The organism is Stenotrophomonas nitritireducens, from assembly GCF_001700965.1.
Classification (GTDB): Bacteria; Pseudomonadota; Gammaproteobacteria; order Xanthomonadales; family Xanthomonadaceae; genus Stenotrophomonas; species Stenotrophomonas nitritireducens_A.
This window is the reverse complement of record NZ_CP016756.1, coordinates 945,810-963,698: the sequence shown is the minus strand read 5'-3', so window position 1 is coordinate 963,698 and position 17,889 is coordinate 945,810. Positions and strand designations below refer to the sequence as shown.

At 66.7% G+C, this 17,889-nt stretch carries 14 protein-coding genes and 1 pseudogene; 7 read left to right on the top strand and 8 right to left on the bottom strand.

Annotated elements, in window-relative coordinates; translation table 11 throughout:
- Positions 1–129: 129 nt before the first annotated feature.
- Positions 130–3,666 (top strand): hybrid sensor histidine kinase/response regulator, encoded by a 3,537-nt coding sequence (locus BCV67_RS04245; protein ID WP_062166611.1) that lies wholly within the window; start codon positions 130–132, stop codon positions 3,664–3,666.
- Positions 3,667–3,711: 45 nt separating this feature from the next.
- Positions 3,712–7,272, top strand: a complete 3,561-nt coding sequence (locus BCV67_RS04240; protein ID WP_062166610.1) for a hybrid sensor histidine kinase/response regulator — start codon at positions 3,712–3,714, stop codon at positions 7,270–7,272.
- Between the two features lie 13 nt (positions 7,273–7,285).
- Here the strand turns inward: BCV67_RS04240 and mdtD are convergent, their stop codons facing one another.
- The 6 genes and pseudogenes from mdtD to BCV67_RS20405 all read right to left on the bottom strand — a co-directional run.
- A complete protein-coding gene (gene mdtD / locus BCV67_RS04235; RefSeq protein ID WP_062166609.1) occupies positions 7,286–8,707 on the bottom strand; it encodes a multidrug transporter subunit MdtD in 1,422 nt (473 codons plus the stop codon).
- Between the two features lie 64 nt (positions 8,708–8,771).
- Entirely contained in the window at positions 8,772–9,377 is a 606-nt protein-coding gene (locus tag BCV67_RS04230) for a hypothetical protein (protein ID WP_156455754.1), read from the bottom strand.
- A 103-nt stretch (positions 9,378–9,480) separates the two neighbouring features.
- The gene (gene hemE / locus BCV67_RS04225; protein WP_062171402.1) at positions 9,481–10,554 is read right to left on the bottom strand and encodes a uroporphyrinogen decarboxylase; all 1,074 of its coding nucleotides are present in this window, start codon (positions 10,552–10,554) and stop codon (positions 9,481–9,483) included.
- A 63-nt stretch (positions 10,555–10,617) separates the two neighbouring features.
- Complete coding sequence (locus tag BCV67_RS04220) at positions 10,618–10,869, bottom strand: WGR domain-containing protein (RefSeq protein ID WP_057629428.1); 252 nt, start codon at positions 10,867–10,869, stop codon at positions 10,618–10,620.
- 195 nt (positions 10,870–11,064) lie between these two features.
- On the bottom strand, positions 11,065–12,174 hold the full coding sequence (aroB, locus tag BCV67_RS04215) for a 3-dehydroquinate synthase (RefSeq protein WP_062171401.1): 1,110 nt from the start codon (positions 12,172–12,174) through the stop codon (positions 11,065–11,067).
- 18 nt (positions 12,175–12,192) lie between these two features.
- Positions 12,193–12,714: pseudogene (locus BCV67_RS20405) on the bottom strand (shikimate kinase); the annotation flags it as partial.
- Between the two features lie 99 nt (positions 12,715–12,813).
- On the opposite strand from BCV67_RS20405, the gene BCV67_RS04210 reads away from it, so the two are divergent.
- Positions 12,814–13,017 carry a dodecin family protein gene (locus BCV67_RS04210; RefSeq protein WP_062171400.1) on the top strand — a complete coding sequence of 68 codons (204 nt, stop codon included), beginning with the start codon at positions 12,814–12,816 and terminating at the stop codon, positions 13,015–13,017.
- Between the two features lie 159 nt (positions 13,018–13,176).
- Here the strand turns inward: BCV67_RS04210 and BCV67_RS04205 are convergent, their stop codons facing one another.
- A complete protein-coding gene (locus BCV67_RS04205; RefSeq protein WP_062166607.1) occupies positions 13,177–14,010 on the bottom strand; it encodes a kinase in 834 nt (277 codons plus the stop codon).
- 42 nt (positions 14,011–14,052) lie between these two features.
- Between BCV67_RS04205 and pdxH the strand changes: the two genes are divergently transcribed.
- Genes pdxH through BCV67_RS04185 form a run of 4 tightly spaced genes read left to right on the top strand, consistent with a single transcriptional unit; the run spans position 14,053 to position 16,233 of the window.
- Positions 14,053–14,652 carry a pyridoxamine 5'-phosphate oxidase gene (pdxH, locus tag BCV67_RS04200; RefSeq protein WP_062166606.1) on the top strand — a complete coding sequence of 200 codons (600 nt, stop codon included), beginning with the start codon at positions 14,053–14,055 and terminating at the stop codon, positions 14,650–14,652.
- Complete coding sequence (aac(6'), locus tag BCV67_RS04195) at positions 14,649–15,110, top strand: aminoglycoside 6'-N-acetyltransferase (protein WP_065868036.1); 462 nt, start codon at positions 14,649–14,651, stop codon at positions 15,108–15,110. Before pdxH ends, aac(6') begins: the two co-directional genes overlap by 4 nt.
- Positions 15,107–15,445, top strand: coding sequence for a hypothetical protein (locus BCV67_RS04190; RefSeq protein WP_062166605.1), 339 nt, complete (start codon positions 15,107–15,109; stop codon positions 15,443–15,445). The genes aac(6') and BCV67_RS04190 overlap by 4 nt, the downstream gene beginning before the upstream one ends.
- On the top strand, positions 15,445–16,233 hold the full coding sequence (locus BCV67_RS04185; RefSeq protein WP_082746691.1) for a cobalamin-binding protein: 789 nt from the start codon (positions 15,445–15,447) through the stop codon (positions 16,231–16,233). The genes BCV67_RS04190 and BCV67_RS04185 overlap by 1 nt, the downstream gene beginning before the upstream one ends.
- Positions 16,234–16,589: 356 nt before the next feature.
- On the opposite strand, the gene BCV67_RS04180 is transcribed toward BCV67_RS04185, so the two are convergent.
- Positions 16,590–17,828, bottom strand: coding sequence for a citrate synthase family protein (locus tag BCV67_RS04180; protein ID WP_062171397.1), 1,239 nt, complete (start codon positions 17,826–17,828; stop codon positions 16,590–16,592).
- Positions 17,829–17,889 lie beyond the last annotated feature (61 nt).

Genomic DNA, 17,889 nt, shown 5'->3' with positions numbered 1-17,889 from the left:
TGCGCATATTGCGCAACGGTTTGTTACGTAGTCGGTTTGGGTGACTTTGCCCGGGCGGGGCGCCAGCGCTACAGTCGCCGGCGGCGGAGGTTGGCGCGTGCAGCTTGCGATGGGGAGTGTCGAGCGTTGATGAAACGGATTTTTCAGGGTGTACGGCAGTGCGTGCTGTTGGTGCTGCTGGCCTGGCCGTGTTGGGCGGCGGCGTTGGACCTGGCTGAAACGCCGCGCATGCGGCGCTTGGGCGTGGCCGAGGGCCTGCCGTCCCGGACCGTGCTTGCGCTGGCGCAGGACCGCCACGGCTATGTCTGGGCTGCCACCGACGACGGCCTGGCGCGCTACGACGGCGCCCATCTGCGGGTCTGGCGGCACGACCCGCAGGTCTCCGGTTCGTTGCCCGGCAATACCCTGGAGACCATGCTGATCGATGCGCAGGACCGGGTGTGGGTCGGTGCCAATGGCGCCGGGCTGGCCATGCTGGACGCCAACCGCCAGCGTTTCACCCGCTTTGCCGAACTGGAGGCGATCTGCACCCAGCAGGTCTGGGCGTTGGCCACGCACGGCACCGACCTGTGGGTCGGCACCAGTGGCAGCGGCATCTGCCTGTTGCATGCCGACGGCCGCATAAGCCGCTACCAGCACCGGCCCGAGGACCCGCGCAGCCTGCCCGACGACACCATCTACGCGTTGCTGGCCGGCAAGGATGGCAGCGTCTGGATCGGCACCACATCCGGATTGGTGCGCTGGAAACGTGGCGACGGGTTTGCGACGGTGCAGTCGCCGCTGCTGGCGGGCAAGGATGTGATCCGACTGAGCGGTGACCGCGACGGCGGCATCTGGGCAGGCACCGATGCCGGCCTGTACCGCGTATCGGACGCGGGCCAGGTCTCGGCCGCCCCGTGGCCGCAAGCGGCGCAGACCCGCGCGGCGGTGGTGCTGCATGATCGCGATGGCCGCTACTGGATGGGCAGCTCCAACGGGCTGTATCGCGGTGACGGCCAGCGCATGCAGTTGCTGGAGGGTGACGGCGGCAGCGGCTTTCTGACCGGCAACAGCGGCGTGCTGGATCTGCTGCAGGATCACGAAGGCGGCATCTGGACGGCGCTGCTGACCCAGGGCATGGCTTACCTGCGACCGGACTGGTCGCGGTTTTCCAGCCATTACCAGCTCAACGGCAAATCGCTGGAGAGCTTGTACCTGATCAACTCGGCAGCCGACGGCGCGGGCTTCCTGGTGGTGGGCGGGCACGGCCTGTATCAACTGGACGCAGCCGGCAAGTTGTCGCAACTGGCCGGCCAGGCGCAGCTCGGCCCCGGCAGTATCTGGTCGGTGCAGCGTGGCGCTGACGGGGTGATCTGGCTGGGCCGTGCCGGGGGCCTGACCTTGTACCGTCCATCGGACGGGCAGGTGCGGCGCATCGATCTGGGCACGGGCGACGATCCGGCGCAACGTGCGGATCTGATGCGGCTGGCGGCCGACGGCAGCATGTGGTTGTCCATCATCAATTACGGCCTGCAGCACCGCGCTGCGGACGGCAGCTTGTTGGCCGACTACCCGCAAGGCGGGGCCTCGGGCCTGCCGGAAAAACTGGTTGAGCAGTTGCGGCTGGGCAGTGATGGCAGCCTTTGGCTGGTCGGCGGCGCCGGCGTGCAACGGTTCGATGGCAAGGGCTTCATCACCGTGCCCGGGGTATCGGCGGGCATGGTCTATGACCTGGTATTCCTTGCCGACGGCACCGCCTGGCTGGCGCGTGATGGTGCCTTGGAGCATTACCGCGGCGATGCCGGCGGTTTTTCCCTGATACAGCGGCTCGGTGCCGACGAGGGCGTGCCGGCGGTAGCGATGGGTGGTCTGGTCGTGGGCTGCAGCGGCCAGCTGTGGGCGACCACCACGCGTGGGCTGCTGTGGTGGCAACCGGGCGCGTCGCGGTTGCGGACGTTGGAGGAAGGCGATGGCCTGAGCGACACCGAATTCACCGCGCGGCCACCGTCCCATGCCGGCTGTGGCCGGGCGCTGGCGGTGTCGGCCACCGGCCTGCTCAGTTTCAATCCGGATGCCAAGGTTGCCACGCCGGTGGGCTCGCAGCTGGTGATCGAATCGGTGGGCGTCCGCCGCGACGATGCCGCCCGAGAGCAGCGCATGAAGGGCCCGTTGATCCAGCTTGGCCCGAATGACCGCGATCTTCGCGTGACCGGGCGGCTGCTGTCGTACGTGGATCCGGCGCGGCATCGCTTCCGCGTGCATATCGAAGGCTACGACCAGAACTGGGTGGATCTGGGCAGTGATGGCGAACGCCTGGTGTCACGCTTGCCGGCCGGCAGCTACCGCATGGACGTACAGGCCGCTGCCGCCGATGGGCCGTGGACCAGTGCGCAGACCCTGCTGATCGAGGTTGCACCGCCCTGGTGGCGCAGCAACTGGGCGCTGGCGGCATGGACGCTGTTGCTGGGCTTGCTGGCGACGGCCGCGGTGTTTGCCTACCGGCGCCGGGTGCGGCGGCGCAGCGAATGGCAGTTGGCCGTGCACAAGCAGGAGTTGGCCGAACAGGCCTCGCAGGCGAAAACCCGCTTCCTGGCGACCCTCGGGCATGAGGTACGTACACCGTTGACCGGCGTGCTGGGCATGAGCGAACTGCTGCTGGGCACGTCGCTGGATGACCGCCAGCAGCGTTACGCCAGTGCGATCCAGCAGGCCGGCACGCACCTGCTTGCGCTGGTGAATGACGCGCTGGATCTGGCGCGGATCGAGGCCGGCCGGCTGGAGTTGGACAACCGTCCTTTCGATCTGGGCCGTTTGCTGCAGGAAGTGAGCGCCCTGATGGCGCCGATGGCCGAGCGCCGCGGCCTGGTGTTCGAAGCTGCCGTGCCGCTCCCGACGCCGGTGATGGTGGTGGGTGATGCCATGCGCCTGCGGCAGATCCTGATGAACCTGCTGGGCAACGCCATCAAGTTCACCGAACGCGGCAAAGTGGCCGTCAGCGTGCACCTGCATCCGGACCGGAATGGCATCATCCTGAGCGTGTCCGATACCGGCCCTGGCATCAGCGCCGAGCAGCAGACGCGGTTGTTCCAGCGCTTCGAACAGGCCGATGGCAACCGCACCGCCTCGCGCTACGGCGGCAGCGGGCTGGGCTTGGCCATCTGCCAGGAGCTGGCGCTGGCGATGGGCGGTGGCATCCGCGTTGAAAGCCGGCTCGGCGAAGGTGCCCGCTTTGAACTGGAGCTGCCCTTGCCATGGGCACCTGCAGACGACGCGGCGCCGCGCCCAGCGGAACCTGCCAGCGCCCTGCAGGCCTTGAAGGTATTGCTGGTTGAAGACGACCCCACCGTCGCGCAGGTGATCATCGGCCTGCTGGGCGCACGCGGGCATCAGGTGGTGCACGCGGCGCACGGGCTGGCGGCGCTGGCGGAAGCGGCCGGGCAGGACTTCGACATCGGCCTGCTGGATCTGGACCTGCCGGCACTGGATGGCATTGCACTGGCCCGCCAGCTGCGCGGCTCGGGCCATCTGTTTCCGTTGATCGCGGTGACCGCACGTGCCGATACCCAGGCCGAACAACTGGCGCGGTCGGCGGGCATGGTTGGCTTCCTGCGCAAGCCGGTGACCGGACGGATGTTGGTGGATGCGATAGCCGAGGCCTTGGCGGTCAGCCAGAGACAGGCACAATAGCGGCATCACAGACGCGCCAGCGGGCGTTGCAGGAGGCAGGGGTTGATGAAATGGCTTGCAGCGATGCTGGTAGGCGCGCTACTGCTGACGACGGCGTCAGTGCAGGCCGAGGTGCCGGCAACACCGCAGCCGCGCCAGCTCACCGTGGCCGACGGCTTGCCGTCCAGCAACATCAACGCCTTCGCCGAAGATCTCACCGGTTACCTGTGGCTGGCCAGCCGCGACGGCCTTGCCCGCTATGACGGCCGCAACTACCGCATCTGGCGCGCCGAGAACGGGTTGCGCGACAACGTGGTGTGGAGCCTGCATTCGGACAAGAGCAACCGCCTGTGGATAGGCACGCAGAACGCCGGCCTGGTGATGCTGTCGGCGGACCGGCTCAGCTTCCGGTTCTTCGACCAGCAGAGCTATCCGCAGATCGGCAGCAATACCATCTGGGCCATCACCTCCACCGCCGATGGCAGCATCTGGTTTGGTACTGCAACCGGCGGCTTGCACCGGCTGGATCCGGAAGGCAGGATCCGCCGTTACATGCCGGTGCCCGGCGACCCGCACAGCCTGCCGGCAGCAGCAGTCACCTATCTGGCGGTCACTCCGGACGGCAGCTTGTGGGTGGGCACCAAGGGCGGGTTGGCGCGCTGGAACGGTGCCGGCTTCGAGCGTGCCGGCAGCGATGTATTGCCCTCTCCGCGCATCAATGGCCTGAAAGTCGACAAGCAGGGCCGGCTGTGGGTCGCCACCAATGAAGGCGTGGTGGTGCGGCATGCCGATGGCCGCTTTGAGCCGGCCACCTGGGCTGGCGCGGCGCCCGGCGAAGTGTTCAACATGCTGCAGTATTCGGCCGATGGCAGTTACTGGCTGGATACCCGTGCCGGGCTGGGGCGCATCCGCAGCGCGGGAGTGCGCAATGTGCCGTTGTACAGCTCGCAGGAGCGCGGGCTGGTCAAACCCAACTGGTCCAGCGCCTATGAAGACCGCGAAGGCGGCCTGTGGTTCGCCAGCACCAATGCCGGCCTGTGGCATCTGCCGCCCAGCTGGCGGCAGTTCTCGGTGCTGTCACGGCACCTGGATGATCCCAATTCGCTGCGCAATCCCTATGCGCTGGCGCTGGCTGCGTCGGCCAATGGTGGCATCTGGGTGACGGGCACCCGCGGTGCGCTGGATCGCCTGGATCCGGGCACCGGCGAAGTGCAGCATCACCTCGAAGCGATCGACGGCAACAACTGGCCGCAATCGCTGGCGGAGGATGCGCACGGCAAGGTCTGGATCGGCAGCCTGGATGCGCTGGTACGTTATGACCCGCGTGACAGAAGCGTGCAGCGCTGGCACAGCGACGACCGCATCGACGCGGCGATGAACGGCGATGCCGACATCGTGCGCAGCTGCGATGGCGGCCGCATCTGGATCTATTCCGAAGACGGCGGCATGCAGCAACGCGATGCCGATGGCCATGTGCTGCTGCACCTGCACTCCGGCCAAGCTGGCTTGCCGGACACGACCGTGGAGGACATGCAATGCGGTCCTGGCGACCACCTGTGGTTGGCCAGTGGCACCGGCCTGCATGCCTGGCAGCCGGCCAGCGCACGCTTTTTACCGGTGCCGGGTGGGCCGGCCGGGCGCGTGTCCACCTTCAACGTGACCGATGCCGGTGTGGTCTGGATTGCCGGGCTGGGGCGGATGGACCGCTACCTGTGGGACGGGCAGCGCATGACCCAGCTCGACCGGGTGGGCATTGAACAGGGTTTCCCGATGCTGGCCGCGACCGGGCTACTGGCTGACGCGCAGGGCGTGGCGTGGGCGATCAGTGCGCGTGGCCTGATCCGCATCGATCCGGCCAACCGCTCGGTGCGCTTGTACGGCGTGCACGATGGCCTGCCGGGGCAGGAGTTCCGGCGCCGCTCGCTGGTACAGGCACGCAGTGGCCAGTTGGCCGGCGGCACCCCGGACGGCGTGGTGCTGTTCGATCCCGCACAGGTCAAGCCTTCCACCCGTCGCCCGCCGCTGATCATCGAACGGGTCAGCGTGCGGCGCGGCGACAAGGAGCTGGATCTCACCCAGGAACCCGCGCTGCAGATCCTCGACGGTGACCGCGACCTGCGCATCGCCGCCCGCCTGCTGTCCTTCGCCGACTCGGCAACCAATACCTATCGCTTCCGCCTGGCCGGCTACGATCCGGACTGGGTGGATGTGGGCGCCACCGGTGACCGCGTGTTCTCGCGCCTGCCGCCCGGACGTTATCAACTGGAAATACAGGCCGCCACCTCGGACAACGTGTGGTCGCCGGTGCAGACGCTGGCATTCCGCGTGCAACCGCCATGGTCACGCAGCCCCGCCGGGGTCATGACCGCCATCATCGTGGGTGTTGCACTGCTGCTGGGCGGCGCCTGGTTGTACCAGCGGCGTTTGCGCCGCCGCAACGAGTGGCAGCTGGCCCGGCACAAGCAGGAGTTGGCCGAACAGGCCTCGCTGGCCAAGACCCGCTTCCTGGCCACGCTGGGCCACGAAGTGCGCACGCCGATGACCGGTGTGCTGGGCATGAGCGAGCTGCTGCTGGCCACGCCGCTCGATGAGCGCCAACGCGGTTATACGCAGGCGATCCGGCGGGCCGGCGAACACCTGCTGCGGTTGGTCAACGACGCGCTGGATCTGGCGCGTATCGAAGCCGGTCGCCTGGAACTGCAGAACCAGCCGCTGGAGCTGCGGCAGTTGCTTGAGGACGTGCGCGGGCTGATGGAACCGCTGGCCAAACGCCGCGGGCTGGCCTTTGAATTCGACAACGCCGCATCGCCGCGCACGCGCCTGACCGGTGATGTGATGCGCCTGCGGCAGATCCTGCTCAACCTGCTCGGCAATGCGATCAAGTTCACCAGTCACGGCTCGGTGAGCCTGCGGGTGCGGCTGGAGGAGGGTGGCAAGGGCGTGCGTTTCGAGGTCAGCGACACCGGCCCGGGGATCAGTGCCGAGCAGCAGCAACGCCTGTTCCGCCGTTTCGAACAGGCCGATGGTGCGCGCACCGCGGCCCGCTACGGTGGCAGCGGTCTGGGTCTGGCCATCTGCAACGAACTGACCGTGGCCATGGGCGGCAGCATCGATGTGCAAAGCAGCCTGGGCGAGGGTACCTGTTTCAGCGTGAACCTGCCGCTGGCCTGGGAAGTGCCTGCAACCTCGATGGAAGAGGATGAGGGTGCCGCCAGCGCCTGGATGAGCCTGGCACCGCAACGGGTGTTGCTGGTGGAGGACGATCCGACCATCGCCGCGGTGATCCGTGGCCTGCTGGAAGTGCACGGGCATGGCGTGGTGCATGCCGCGCATGGGCTGGCGGCGTTGGCCGAACTTTCCAGCCAGGAGTTCGATGTGGCCTTGCTGGACCTGGACCTGCCCGGTATTGATGGTTTCGGCCTGGCCCGTCAGTTGAAGGCGATGGGCTATGAGATGCCGCTGATCGCGGTGACCGCGCGCTCCGACACCGAGGCCGAACCGGAAGCACGCGAGGCCGGGTTTGCCGATTTCCTGCGCAAGCCGGTGACCGCACAGATGCTGCTGGAAGCCATTGCCGGGGTGCTGGATGCGCAACGCCGGCAACAGGTGCAGTCGTCGCCGGAGTAAGCGCGGCGCAGGCTTACTCCACCACTTCCTCAACCGCGCGCGGGTGCGGGCGGTTGTCGGGCAGCTGCCAGAACACCAGGGTCGAGCTGAGCGTGATCGCACCCACGCAGAGGAAGGTGGCATGCAGCGCCGCGGTGGCACCGTGTGCGTTCAGATGGGTGCCGAACGCCGCCAGCAGGCTGCCGGCGGTGGCCGCGCCGAAGCCGGTCGCCAGCATCATCACCATCGACAGCAGGCTGTTGCCGCTGCTGGCCTGATGCATGTCCAGGTCGCGCAGGGTGACGGTGTTCATTACCGTGAACTGCATGGAATTGACTGCGCCGAAGATTGCCAGCTGGGTCAGCCGCAGCCACAACGGCTGTTCGGCATCGATCAGCGCGAAGCTGGCCATCGCCAGGCCCACGCAGACCGTGTTGATCATCAGGATGCGGCGGTAGCCGAAATGTTCCACCAGGCTCACCGCGGCACGCTTGGCGGCCATGCCCGACAGCGCCACCGGAATCATCATCATCCCGGCGGTCATCGGGCTCAGGCCCAGGCCCACCTGCAGCAGCAGCGGAATCAACAGCGGCATCGCACCGCTGCCGATGCGCGAGAACAGATTGCCGAGGATGCCGATCCGGAAGCTGACCACCTTGAACAGGCTCAAGGGAAACAGCGCATTGCTGCTGCTTGCCGCGTGCAGCCAATAGCCGGCCAATGCGGCGATGCCGACCACCGCCAGCAACAGCACAAGCGCGTGCGCCGCGTTGATTGCCGAGACACCATCCAACGCCAGCGACAACGCAATCATGCCGAATGCCAGCATCAGGTAGCCGGCCAGATCGAAGCGCTGTTTCTGCTGGCCGTAGTGGTCGGGCATGATCCGCAGCGCGGCGATGAAACCGGCCACGCCAATCGGCAGGTTGATCAGGAAGATCCAATGCCAGGACGAGACTTCCACCAGCCAGCCGCCCAGGGTGGGGCCGAGCAGCGGGCCGATCAGGGCGGGGATGGCGATGAAACTCATCGCCGACAGGAACTGATCGCGCGGCACCGAACGCATCACCGCCAAGCGCCCGACCGGCAGCAGCATCGCACCGCCAATGCCCTGCAATACGCGTGCGGCTACCAGCCACTGCAAGGTGGGTGACAACGCACAGGCCAGCGAGCCCAGGGTGAACAACACGATTGCAGCGAGGAAGGTATGGCGCGTACCGAAGCGGTCGGCAATCCAGCCCGAGGCGGGAATGAAGCTGGCCACCGCCAGTGCATAGCTGAACACCACCGACTGCATCTGCAGCGGGCTTTCGCCCAGGCTGCGTGCCATCGCCGGCAAGGCCGTGTTGACGATGGTCGAGTCCAGCATCTGCATAAAGATGGCCAGTGACACCAACCACAGCAGCGGTTTCTGGGAGGAGCTGGCAGGCAGTGTACTGGGGGGAGCAGGGGACATCAGGACGGCTCGTGCTGAGGCAGGCGCCTATTGTCCTTCCAAGCATGTGCAGATGCTGCGCAGGTCAATCGCCGCCGCCGATGGTGTACAGCGTCGATGTGGCATCGTCCGGGTTCTGGCTCAGGCGGATCGTCGAGTTGAGTTCACCGATGGTGATGCTCCAGCCGCCTTCGTCATCGCGCTCCATCCTGCAGTCGGTGGCGATGCCGGAATTGTTGTGTGCAACCGGCGCGCAGTTGCGCTCGGTGACAGGGCGCAACACGGCCAACGCTTTTTCCAGCGGAACGGCCAGGACCAGGCTGCGGTTGGCATACATTTCAGCCAGCAGTTCGCGCGTTTCGGTAACCGGCAAGCCGTGCAGTGTCACCTGCCCGGGATGGATGCGGGCGCTGGCGGTATACGAGGTTTCCCGCACCGCATCGGTGCCCACCGTGTCGGTCTGGCAGCGGTCGAGCGAGAGTTTGCTGATGTAGGGGCGCCAGCGTGGCGCGATTTCTTCCGGTCGCGCAATGCGTATCTGCTTGCAGCTGGTCGGGAAATCGAGCGGCCCGGTGCTGAAGACGGTCAGCTGTGGGACGTCGGGAAACGCTGCAAGGCTCGGGAAATCATCGTCGCCCAGCTGCAGCGGTGCCGGCCCGGCCTGTGCTGCGAGTGGCAGCGTGATTGCCAACAACAATGAGATGCAGCGTTTGTACATGAGGGCAGGGCCGGAGCAAGGACCGCCCAGCGTCGGGGCCCGGAAGGTTGAAGTCAACCGTCCGGGCCGTCGTGCCTCAACGGCGGCTGAGGCGGTGCACTGCATCCACCAGCACGGCGACGTGCTCGGGGTTCATGTCCGGCGACATGCCGTGGCCGAGGTTGAACACATGGCCTTCGCGCGAGCCGCCATTGCCGGCTGCATAGCTTTCCAGCACCTTGCCGACTTCGCGGGTGATCGCATCGGGCGAGCCATACAGCGTGGTCGGGTCCAGGTTGCCCTGCAGTGCGACCTTGCCGCCGACCGCACGCGCGGCGTCTTCCAGGCTGATGGTCCAGTCCACGCCGACGCCTTCGGCGCCGCTGGCGGCGAGCTCGGCCACATACTGGCCTGTGCCCTTGCCGAACAGGATCAGCGGGGTGCGCTCGGCGCCATCGCCGCGCTTGAGTTCGCTGGCGATGCGGTTGAGGTAACGCAACGAGAACTCGCGGTACATCGCCGGGCCCAGCACGCCGCCCCAGGTATCGAACACCTGCAGGGCCTGCGCACCGGCCGCGCGCTGTGCCGACAGATAGGCGATGACCGCATCGGTCACCACTTCCAGCAACTGGTGCAGGGCCTTGGGCTCGTTCAGCGCCATGGCCTTGATGCGGGCGAAATCCTTGCTGCCGCCGCCTTCGATCATGTAGCAGGCCAGCGTCCACGGGCTGCCGGAGAAGCCGATCAGCGGCACCTTGCCGTCAAGCTCACGGCGGATCAGGCGCACCGCGTCCATCACGTAGCGCAGCTCGGTTTCCATGTCCGGTACCGCCAGCCTGGCGACGGCGGCGGCATCGCGCACCGGGTGCTTGAACTTGGGGCCTTCGCCATCGACGAAGTACAGGCCAAGGCCCATCGCGTCGGGCACGGTGAGGATGTCCGAGAACAGGATGGCGGCATCCAGGTCAAAGCGCTCGAGCGGCTGCAGGGTCACTTCGCAGGCGACTTCGGGGTTCTTGGCCATGCCCAGGAAGCTGCCGGCGCGGGCGCGGGTGGCGCGGTATTCCGGCAGGTAGCGGCCGGCCTGGCGCATCAGCCAGACGGGGGTGTAGTCCACGGGTTCGCGGCGCAGGGCGCGCAGGAAGCGGTCATTGCGAAGTGGGCTGGTCACATGGAACTCCTGGAGGCTGAGGTCCGCAGGCGCGCTGCGGCGCACCTGCAGGGAATGCGGGATTCAGGGCGCGGGCTGGCCGGCGGTGAACATCACCTGGAAGCCTTTTTTGATCTGGCCATCGCGGGCTTTCTCGAAGGCGTGGATGGCTTCGTCGTGCTGCAGGAACAGCTCGCGGCGCAGCTGGATGCGGCCGCCGGTCTGGCCACTCTCGCGCAGCAGTTCCCAGCCGCCGAGCAGGTCCGGCACCAGAGAAAGTTGTACGTAGCGGGGGGCTTCATTGCCGCTGGGCGGCTGTTGCAGTAGGACGCGCATGGCGGCGATTGTAGCCGGTGTGCGGATTTTGGGCTGGTTTGGGGGCCGCGTCATCTTTCTCCCCTCGGGAGAAGGTGCCCCGAAGGGCGGATGAGGGTGCGGTCATGGCTTCCATCGTGTGCGTCGTCGCAGACTTCGCCTGGACCCTCATCCCAACCGCTCTCCCGCTGGGAGAGCGGCTACAAGCACAGCCGCTCAGCCTTCCCGCAGCACGTTCAACACCGCTGCTTCATCCACATCCGGCACCACTTCGGCCTTGCCGATGCCGCGCCACAGCACCAGCCGCAGGCGCCCGGCGATGTTCTTCTTGTCCAGCCGCATGTGGGCCAGCAGCGCCTGCGCGTCCAGGCCGGCGGGGATGGTGGTTGGCAGGCCATAGGCGTGCAGCAGGTCACGCAACACGTCGGTGTCGGCCGCATCGGCCATGCCCATCGCCGCAGACAGCCTGGCCGCCAGCACCATGCCTACCGCTACCGCCTCGCCGTGGTTGAGGTTGTCATTGCCCGGCGCACCGTAGCCCTGTGCGGTTTCGATTGCATGGCCAAAGGTGTGGCCGAGGTTGAGCAGGGCGCGTTCACCCTTTTCCAGCGGATCGCGTTCGACGATCTCGGCCTTGTGTTCGCAGCTGCGGGCAATGGCCTGCGCCAGCACGCCGTCGTCGCCGGCCAGCAGGGCCTCGCGTTCGGCCTGCAGCCACTGGAAAAACAAGGGGTCGCGGATCGCGCCGTACTTGATCACCTCGGCCAGCCCGGCGCGCAGTTCGCGCAGCGGCAGGGTCCGCAGCGTGCTGGTATCGGCAACCACCGCACGCGGCGGGTGGAAGGCGCCGACCAGGTTCTTGCCCTGCGGAATATCCACCGCGGTCTTGCCGCCGACCGAGGAGTCCACCATCGACAACAGGGTGGTGGGCAGCTGCACGCAGTCGACGCCGCGCATCCAGCAGGCCGCGGCAAAGCCGGCCAGGTCGCCGACCACACCGCCGCCCAGCGCCAGGACACAGGCATCGCGGGTTGCACCCAGGCTGGCCAGCGCGGTGATCGCCGCGGCGAAATTGTCCAGGGTCTTGGAGGCTTCGCCGGCGGGGATCACGTGCTGGCCGATTTTCAGGTCAGGCCGGGCCGACAGCAGCGCGTCCCGTACGTGGGCCAGATACAGCGGGGCGACGGTGTCATCGCTGACCAGCAGCACGTGGCGGCCGCGGATGGCGCCAAGCAGTATCTGCGGCTGCGCCAACAGGCCCGGGCCGATGTGGATCTGGTAGGGGTGGTCGCCGCCAACGGCGACGGTGCGGGTGGGGGCGGTCATGCGGTCGGGTTCCAGAATCTGCCATTGCGCGGCAAGCCGGGTCACGGTGTGCGCGGTGGCCTCGGCGGGGGAGTAAAGGTCGGTGTCGATGATCAGGTCGGCCACTTCGCTGTACAGCGGGTCGCGCACAGCGGCCATGGCGTGCAGCAGCTGTTCGCGGTCCTCGCGCTGCAGCAGCGGGCGGGTCTTGTCGCGGTGCAGGCGCTGCAGCTGCGAGGCCACGCTGACCCGCAGGTAGACCACAAAGCCCTGGGTACGGATGCGCAGGCGGTTTTCCGGGTCCAGTACGGACCCGCCACCGGTGGAGATCAATTGGCCGCTGCCACTGAGCAGCCTGGCCAGGATCCGTTTCTCGTGCGCGCGGAAACCGGCTTCACCGGCATTCTCGAAGATGGCGGTGATGCTGGAGCCGACGTCATCGACGATGGCCTGGTCGGCGTCCACGAACACCAGTCCAAAACGCTCGGCCAGGCGCCGGCCGATGCTGGTTTTGCCGGCGCCCATCGGGCCGACCAGGATGAGATTGGGGGCTGGATTCATTGCGGGAAGATGCTAGCACCTCGTGTCAGTGCCTTAACACGGTAGCAGCCAAGCTCGACAGCTCCACGAATGGTTCGTGGTGCAACCAAGGAGTTGGACATGTCAGTGGCGAAAATCATTGAAGTCAGCGCGTCCTCCAAGACCAGCGTCGAGGATGCAGTGCGCAGCGGTATCAAGAAGGTTGCCGAGACGGTAAAGGGCATCCAGGGCGCCTGGGTCAACGAGACCAAGGTTGTCACCGATGGCGACGGCAACATCACCGAATGGCGGATCAATCTGCGCATCACCTTCCTGGTGCAATGAGCCACGCCAAGGCCGCCTGACGCGGCTGCGCATCTGCAGCAGCTCGACGGGGCCTGCGCCGTCGAGTTGCCCCGCAGCTGCGAAGCAACCGATGCCGGTGCTCCGCGCCGGCTCTGGGGCAGGGCAGGCGCGGGTCGATGCAGGCTTGCTTGTGTCGCCTCAGCCCTGCGTGTCTGCCAGCGGCTGCCGCTGTGCATCCAGCGCGATGACCCGATCGGCGATGGCGGGCAGGGTCCGCAGCGCCTGGCGGCTGATGCGTTCGTAGAACTGTACGAAACGCTCCAGCTGCGGCCGGGTCATGCTGCTGCGGCCGGGTGAGGCCTGCTGCAGTGCCTGTTCCTGCTGCCAGCGCCAGTGCGGCACCACTGCGAAACTGGGCGGCTGCAGCATCCACAGGCGGTCAAAGCGCTGCCACAAGGCGGGGTAATGCTCGGCCAGCGCCTGGTTGCACCAGCGGCGCCAGGTGCCGTCGGCATCGGCCTCGCGTTCCAGCGCGTTCAAGGGCGTGCGCAGCGCCTCATCGTCCTCGGCCGGCGTGCCCAGAAACCAGCCTTCGAACACCAGCAGGTCCAGCGGTTGCTCGACCTGTTTCCATTCCGTTTCCGGCACCCGCTCGTCAGCCAGCTTGTCAAAGCGTGGCAGGGGGAATGCCTGGCCGGCCTTGGCGGCGTCCAGCGTTGCCATGGCCAGGGCAAGATCGTGCGTGCCCGGCGGCCCACGCGTAGCCAGCAGCGGATGGATGCGGTCGGCCAGACGCTGCCGTTGCGCGCGGGTCAGGTAGGTGTCGTCAATGGACACCGCCGCAGCACACAGGCCGCGGCTGCGTGCCATTTCCACCACCTGGCCTGCGAGCGTGGATTTTCCACTGCCCTGCACGCCACTGATCGCCAGTATCGGCGTGTTGCTGGCGCTGGCCAGTGCGTCATCCAGCGCCTGTGCAACCAGGGCAGGGGCAAAGCGGCGCTGGGAAAAACTGTGCGGAGCGGGGGACATGACGCCACAATAGCCCAAACCCGTGCCGTACGAAGCAGGACCATGACCAATCTTTATGCAGAAGCGTTATCGACTTTCGCCGCATTGTTTGAAGAGGCCAAGGCTGGCAAGGAAATCGATGCCACCGCGATGACCGTTGCCACCGTCGATATCGATGGCCGTCCTTCGGCACGCACCGTGCTGCTCAAGGCCTTCGATGAACGCGGTTTCGTGTTCTATACACATCTGGACAGCCGCAAGGGCCGCGAGCTGCACGACAACCGTGCCGCCGCGCTGCTGTTCCTGTGGCGCAGCCTGCGCGAGGCCGGCATCCAGGTGCGGATTGAAGGCGATGCGCAGCTGGTATCGGCAGCGGAAGCCGATGCCTACTTCGCCAGCCGCCCGCGCATGAGCCAGATCGGCGCCTGGGCATCGGTGCAGTCGCAGCCGTTGGCGTCGCGCGAGGAATTCGAGCAGCGCCTGGCCAATTTCGAGGCGCGCTTCGAAGGCCGCGATGTGCCGCGCCCGGATGGTTGGGGTGGCGTGCGTATCGTCCCGCGCCGGATCGAGTTCTGGTACGGCGCCGACTTCCGCCTGCATGAGCGTTGGTGCTATGAGGCCGATGCGGCGGGGGAGTGGAGCAAGCGGATGCTGTTCCCGTGAAGCGGGCCGGCGTCGACATCCGACGCGCGCTGGCCAGTGACTGGTCGGCGTGGGCGCAGCTGCGTCGCGGTTTGTGGGCGGATTGCGAGACCGATCTGGCCGAGCTGCAGCAACTGCTGGAAGAAGACGGCGGCACCGTGCTGCTGGCCTTCGCGCAGGGCCAGCCAGTGGGCTTGGCCGAAGCCAGCCTGCGCCATGACTACGTCAATGGCACCTCCAGTTCGCCGGTGGGTTTTCTCGAAGGCTGGTATGTGATTGAAAGCCAGCGTGGCCTTGGCATCGGCCGTGCACTGGTGGCCGAGGTTGCGCGCTGGGCACGCGCGCAGGGCTGCAGCGAGCTGGCTTCCGATACCGCGCTGGACAATACGCACGCCCAGGCCGCACACAAGGCCAGTGGTTTTGTCGAAACCGAACGCGTGGTGTATTACTGCATGAGCCTGGACGCGCCAGCGGAATGAAGCTGCTTCCGGTCTACCGCATCACCGTGTTCGTACCGCCAGCAGGTCTGGCGGCGCTGAAGCAGGGCATCCTGGCGGTGGATGATCTGGCCGCTGGCGGTTACGCCGATGGCATGTGGGAATCGGACGCGCACGAGCAGTTCCGGGTGCTGGACGGTACCCGCAGCGTGCAGGGGCAGTGCGGCGAGCGCGTATATCAGCCCTCTGTACGGCTGGAGTTCTGCATACCGCGCGATGCGCAGCGCCTGCAGGACCTGTTGGCAGCCATCGCCGCGCATCATCCCTGGAATACCCCGGCGGTTTTCGTCGATACAACGGAATTCGCCGTCGCATGATCGGCCCGCGTCGCATTGTCTGTCTTACCGAGGAGCCCACCGAGACCCTGTATGCGTTGGGTGAGCAGGACCGCATCGTCGGCATCAGCGGCTTCACCGTGCGGCCACCCGAGGCGCGGCGCGACAAGCCCAAGGTCAGTGCCTTCACCAGTGCCAAGGTGGGGGAGATCCTCAAGCTCAAGCCGGATCTGGCGATTGGCTTCTCCGACATCCAGGCTGATATCGCCGCCGAGTTGATACGCAACGGTGTGGAAGTCTGGATTGCCAACCACCGCAGCGTGGCCGGCATCCTCGATTACATCCGCCGCCTCGGAGGCCTGGTTGGCGTGGCCGACCGTGCCAACGCCTATGCCGATGAACTGCAGCGCGGCCTGGAGGCGATTGCCGCGCAGGCGGCAAGGCTGCCGCAGCGTCCGCGCGTCTATGTCGAGGAATGGGACGAGCCCATCATCACCGGCATCCAATGGGGTGCCGAGCTGGTGGAGATCGCTGGCGGCATCGATGTGTTTCCCGAGTTGTCGCGCGAGCCGTTGGCCAAGGCACGCATTCTTGCCGATGGCGATCCGGTGATCGCACGCAACCCGGACATCATCATCGGCTCGTGGTGTGGCAAGAAATTCCGTCCCGAGCGGGTCGCGGCGCGGCCCGGCTGGGAGGCGATCAATGCGGTACGCGATGGCGAACTGCATGAAATCAAGTCACCGCTGATCCTGCAGCCGGGCCCGGCCGCGCTGACCGATGGCGTGCAAGCAATCGCGCAGATCATCCAGCAATGGTCAAAGCGTTAGGAGCGTTGTAGGAGCGACGTAATCGGCGAAGCCAACAGCAACCAATCCGCCGATTCACCTGCAATCAGCTGCATCGCCCGGATGTGGGAGCGGCATAAGCCGCGAAGCTGGAAATGTGAGAAGGCGCCAAAAGCTCACCCCTCCCCAACCCTCTCCTTTGCTGCGCAAAAGGGAGGGGGCAAAAGCACCTCGCCGTTGGGATGTAGGAGCGGCGTAAGCCGTGAAGCAAACGCCAATGAATCTACCCGCCAATCGGCAAACCGATATTGCCGATCCCGCGCGGTGGCAGAAAACCAGCCGACTGCACAGTCTGATTGCCCATGGTGTGGCCGTTTGCTTGTTGCCAGCTTCGCGGCTTACGCCGCTCCTGCCGGGAGCTTCGGCGCCAACCCGGTATAGCGCGCACGCGGCCGTATCAATGTGCCCAGTGCCTGCTGCTCCAGCGCATGCGCCAGCCAACCAGTAAGACGGGCAGTGGCGAACATCACCAGCGCATGCGCACCCGGCAGTTCGTACACGTAGCAGATGGCACCGAGCATGCCGTCGATGTTTGGATGCTGGCCGCTGACTTCTTCGGTTGCGGCCAGTATGGCTTCCACCAGGCGCATGCGTGGCGAGTCGCCGCACGAGGCGCGCAGCTGGCGCAGCACTTCAGCACCGCGCGGGTCGCCATCGGGATAGAGCAGGTGATGGAAGCCCGGCAGCTCGTCGCCGCGCCGCCAGCGTTCGGCGATGAAGGCGGAGGGTGCGCCGCTGGCTTCCGCATCCAGCAACAAGGCGTGCGCGCGGGCGGTCGCGCCGCCGTGGCGTGGGCCGGACAGCGCGGCCAGGCCGGCACTGACGGTCGCATGCAGATGCGCGCCGGTTGAGGCCACCACGCGCGCGGCAAACGCAGACACGTTGAGCTCGTGGTCGGCGCACAGCACCAGCGCCGAGCGCACCAGTTCGGCGAAGGCCGCATCGCCGGGTCGCCATGCGTCGGCGAGCAAGCGGTGCACCGGGCGTGCATCCGGCTGGGTGCCGACCAGCAAGGCTGCATTCTGCCGCAGCAGCAGCGCGGCGACCTCGCGTCGTACCGCGAGGGCGGCATTGAGCGATTGGCGTTGCTCGAGGGCAAGCAGGGGAATGCAGGCCATCGTGCGTTCAACAGGGGGCAGCCCGGCGTCCAGTGCAAGGCTGGCGATCCGTGAGGGCCACGGTGCCGGCGTGGTTGCGGCAAACGGATCCTGGTCCTCGCATTCCCATAACAGCCGCGCGATGTCCTCGAGGGTGGCGCCGGCCTGTGCGGCGGCCACGGCAGAACGGCCACGGTAGTAGGGCGCGTCGGGGCGGATCAGCGAGATGCGTGTCTCCAGCACCGGCAGGCCGCGGTCCAGACTTTGCGCGGCACCACGCTCGGCACCATGGCCGGCGCGCTTGCGCTGCGCCAGCCGCTCCACTTCCGCGCGCAGGTACACGCGGCTGCGTGGCTGCGGGCCCGGCCGCGAGCTGAGTTGCCCCCGGCTGACATAGGCATACAGCGTGGCTGCGCTGATGCCGAGCAGGGCACAGGCTTCAGGGGCGGTAATCAATTCCGTGTCGGTGTGCTCGGACATGCGCATTCAATATGTTGATTGATTGAATCAAGATTGATCAATGCATCCGATAGTGACAGAT

Coding starts and splice junctions, on each gene's coding strand:
- BCV67_RS04245 (WP_062166611.1), top strand. CDS start 130: ATGAAACGGATTTTTCAGGGTGTACGGCAGTGCGTGCTGTTGGTGCTG.
- BCV67_RS04240 (WP_062166610.1), top strand. CDS start 3,712: ATGAAATGGCTTGCAGCGATGCTGGTAGGCGCGCTACTGCTGACGACG.
- mdtD (WP_062166609.1), bottom strand. CDS start 8,707: ATGTCCCCTGCTCCCCCCAGTACACTGCCTGCCAGCTCCTCCCAGAAA.
- BCV67_RS04220 (WP_057629428.1), bottom strand. CDS start 10,869: ATGCGCGTCCTACTGCAACAGCCGCCCAGCGGCAATGAAGCCCCCCGC.
- aroB (WP_062171401.1), bottom strand. CDS start 12,174: ATGACCGCCCCCACCCGCACCGTCGCCGTTGGCGGCGACCACCCCTAC.
- BCV67_RS04210 (WP_062171400.1), top strand. CDS start 12,814: ATGTCAGTGGCGAAAATCATTGAAGTCAGCGCGTCCTCCAAGACCAGC.
- BCV67_RS04205 (WP_062166607.1), bottom strand. CDS start 14,010: ATGTCCCCCGCTCCGCACAGTTTTTCCCAGCGCCGCTTTGCCCCTGCC.
- pdxH (WP_062166606.1), top strand. CDS start 14,053: ATGACCAATCTTTATGCAGAAGCGTTATCGACTTTCGCCGCATTGTTT.
- BCV67_RS04190 (WP_062166605.1), top strand. CDS start 15,107: ATGAAGCTGCTTCCGGTCTACCGCATCACCGTGTTCGTACCGCCAGCA.
- BCV67_RS04180 (WP_062171397.1), bottom strand. CDS start 17,828: ATGTCCGAGCACACCGACACGGAATTGATTACCGCCCCTGAAGCCTGT.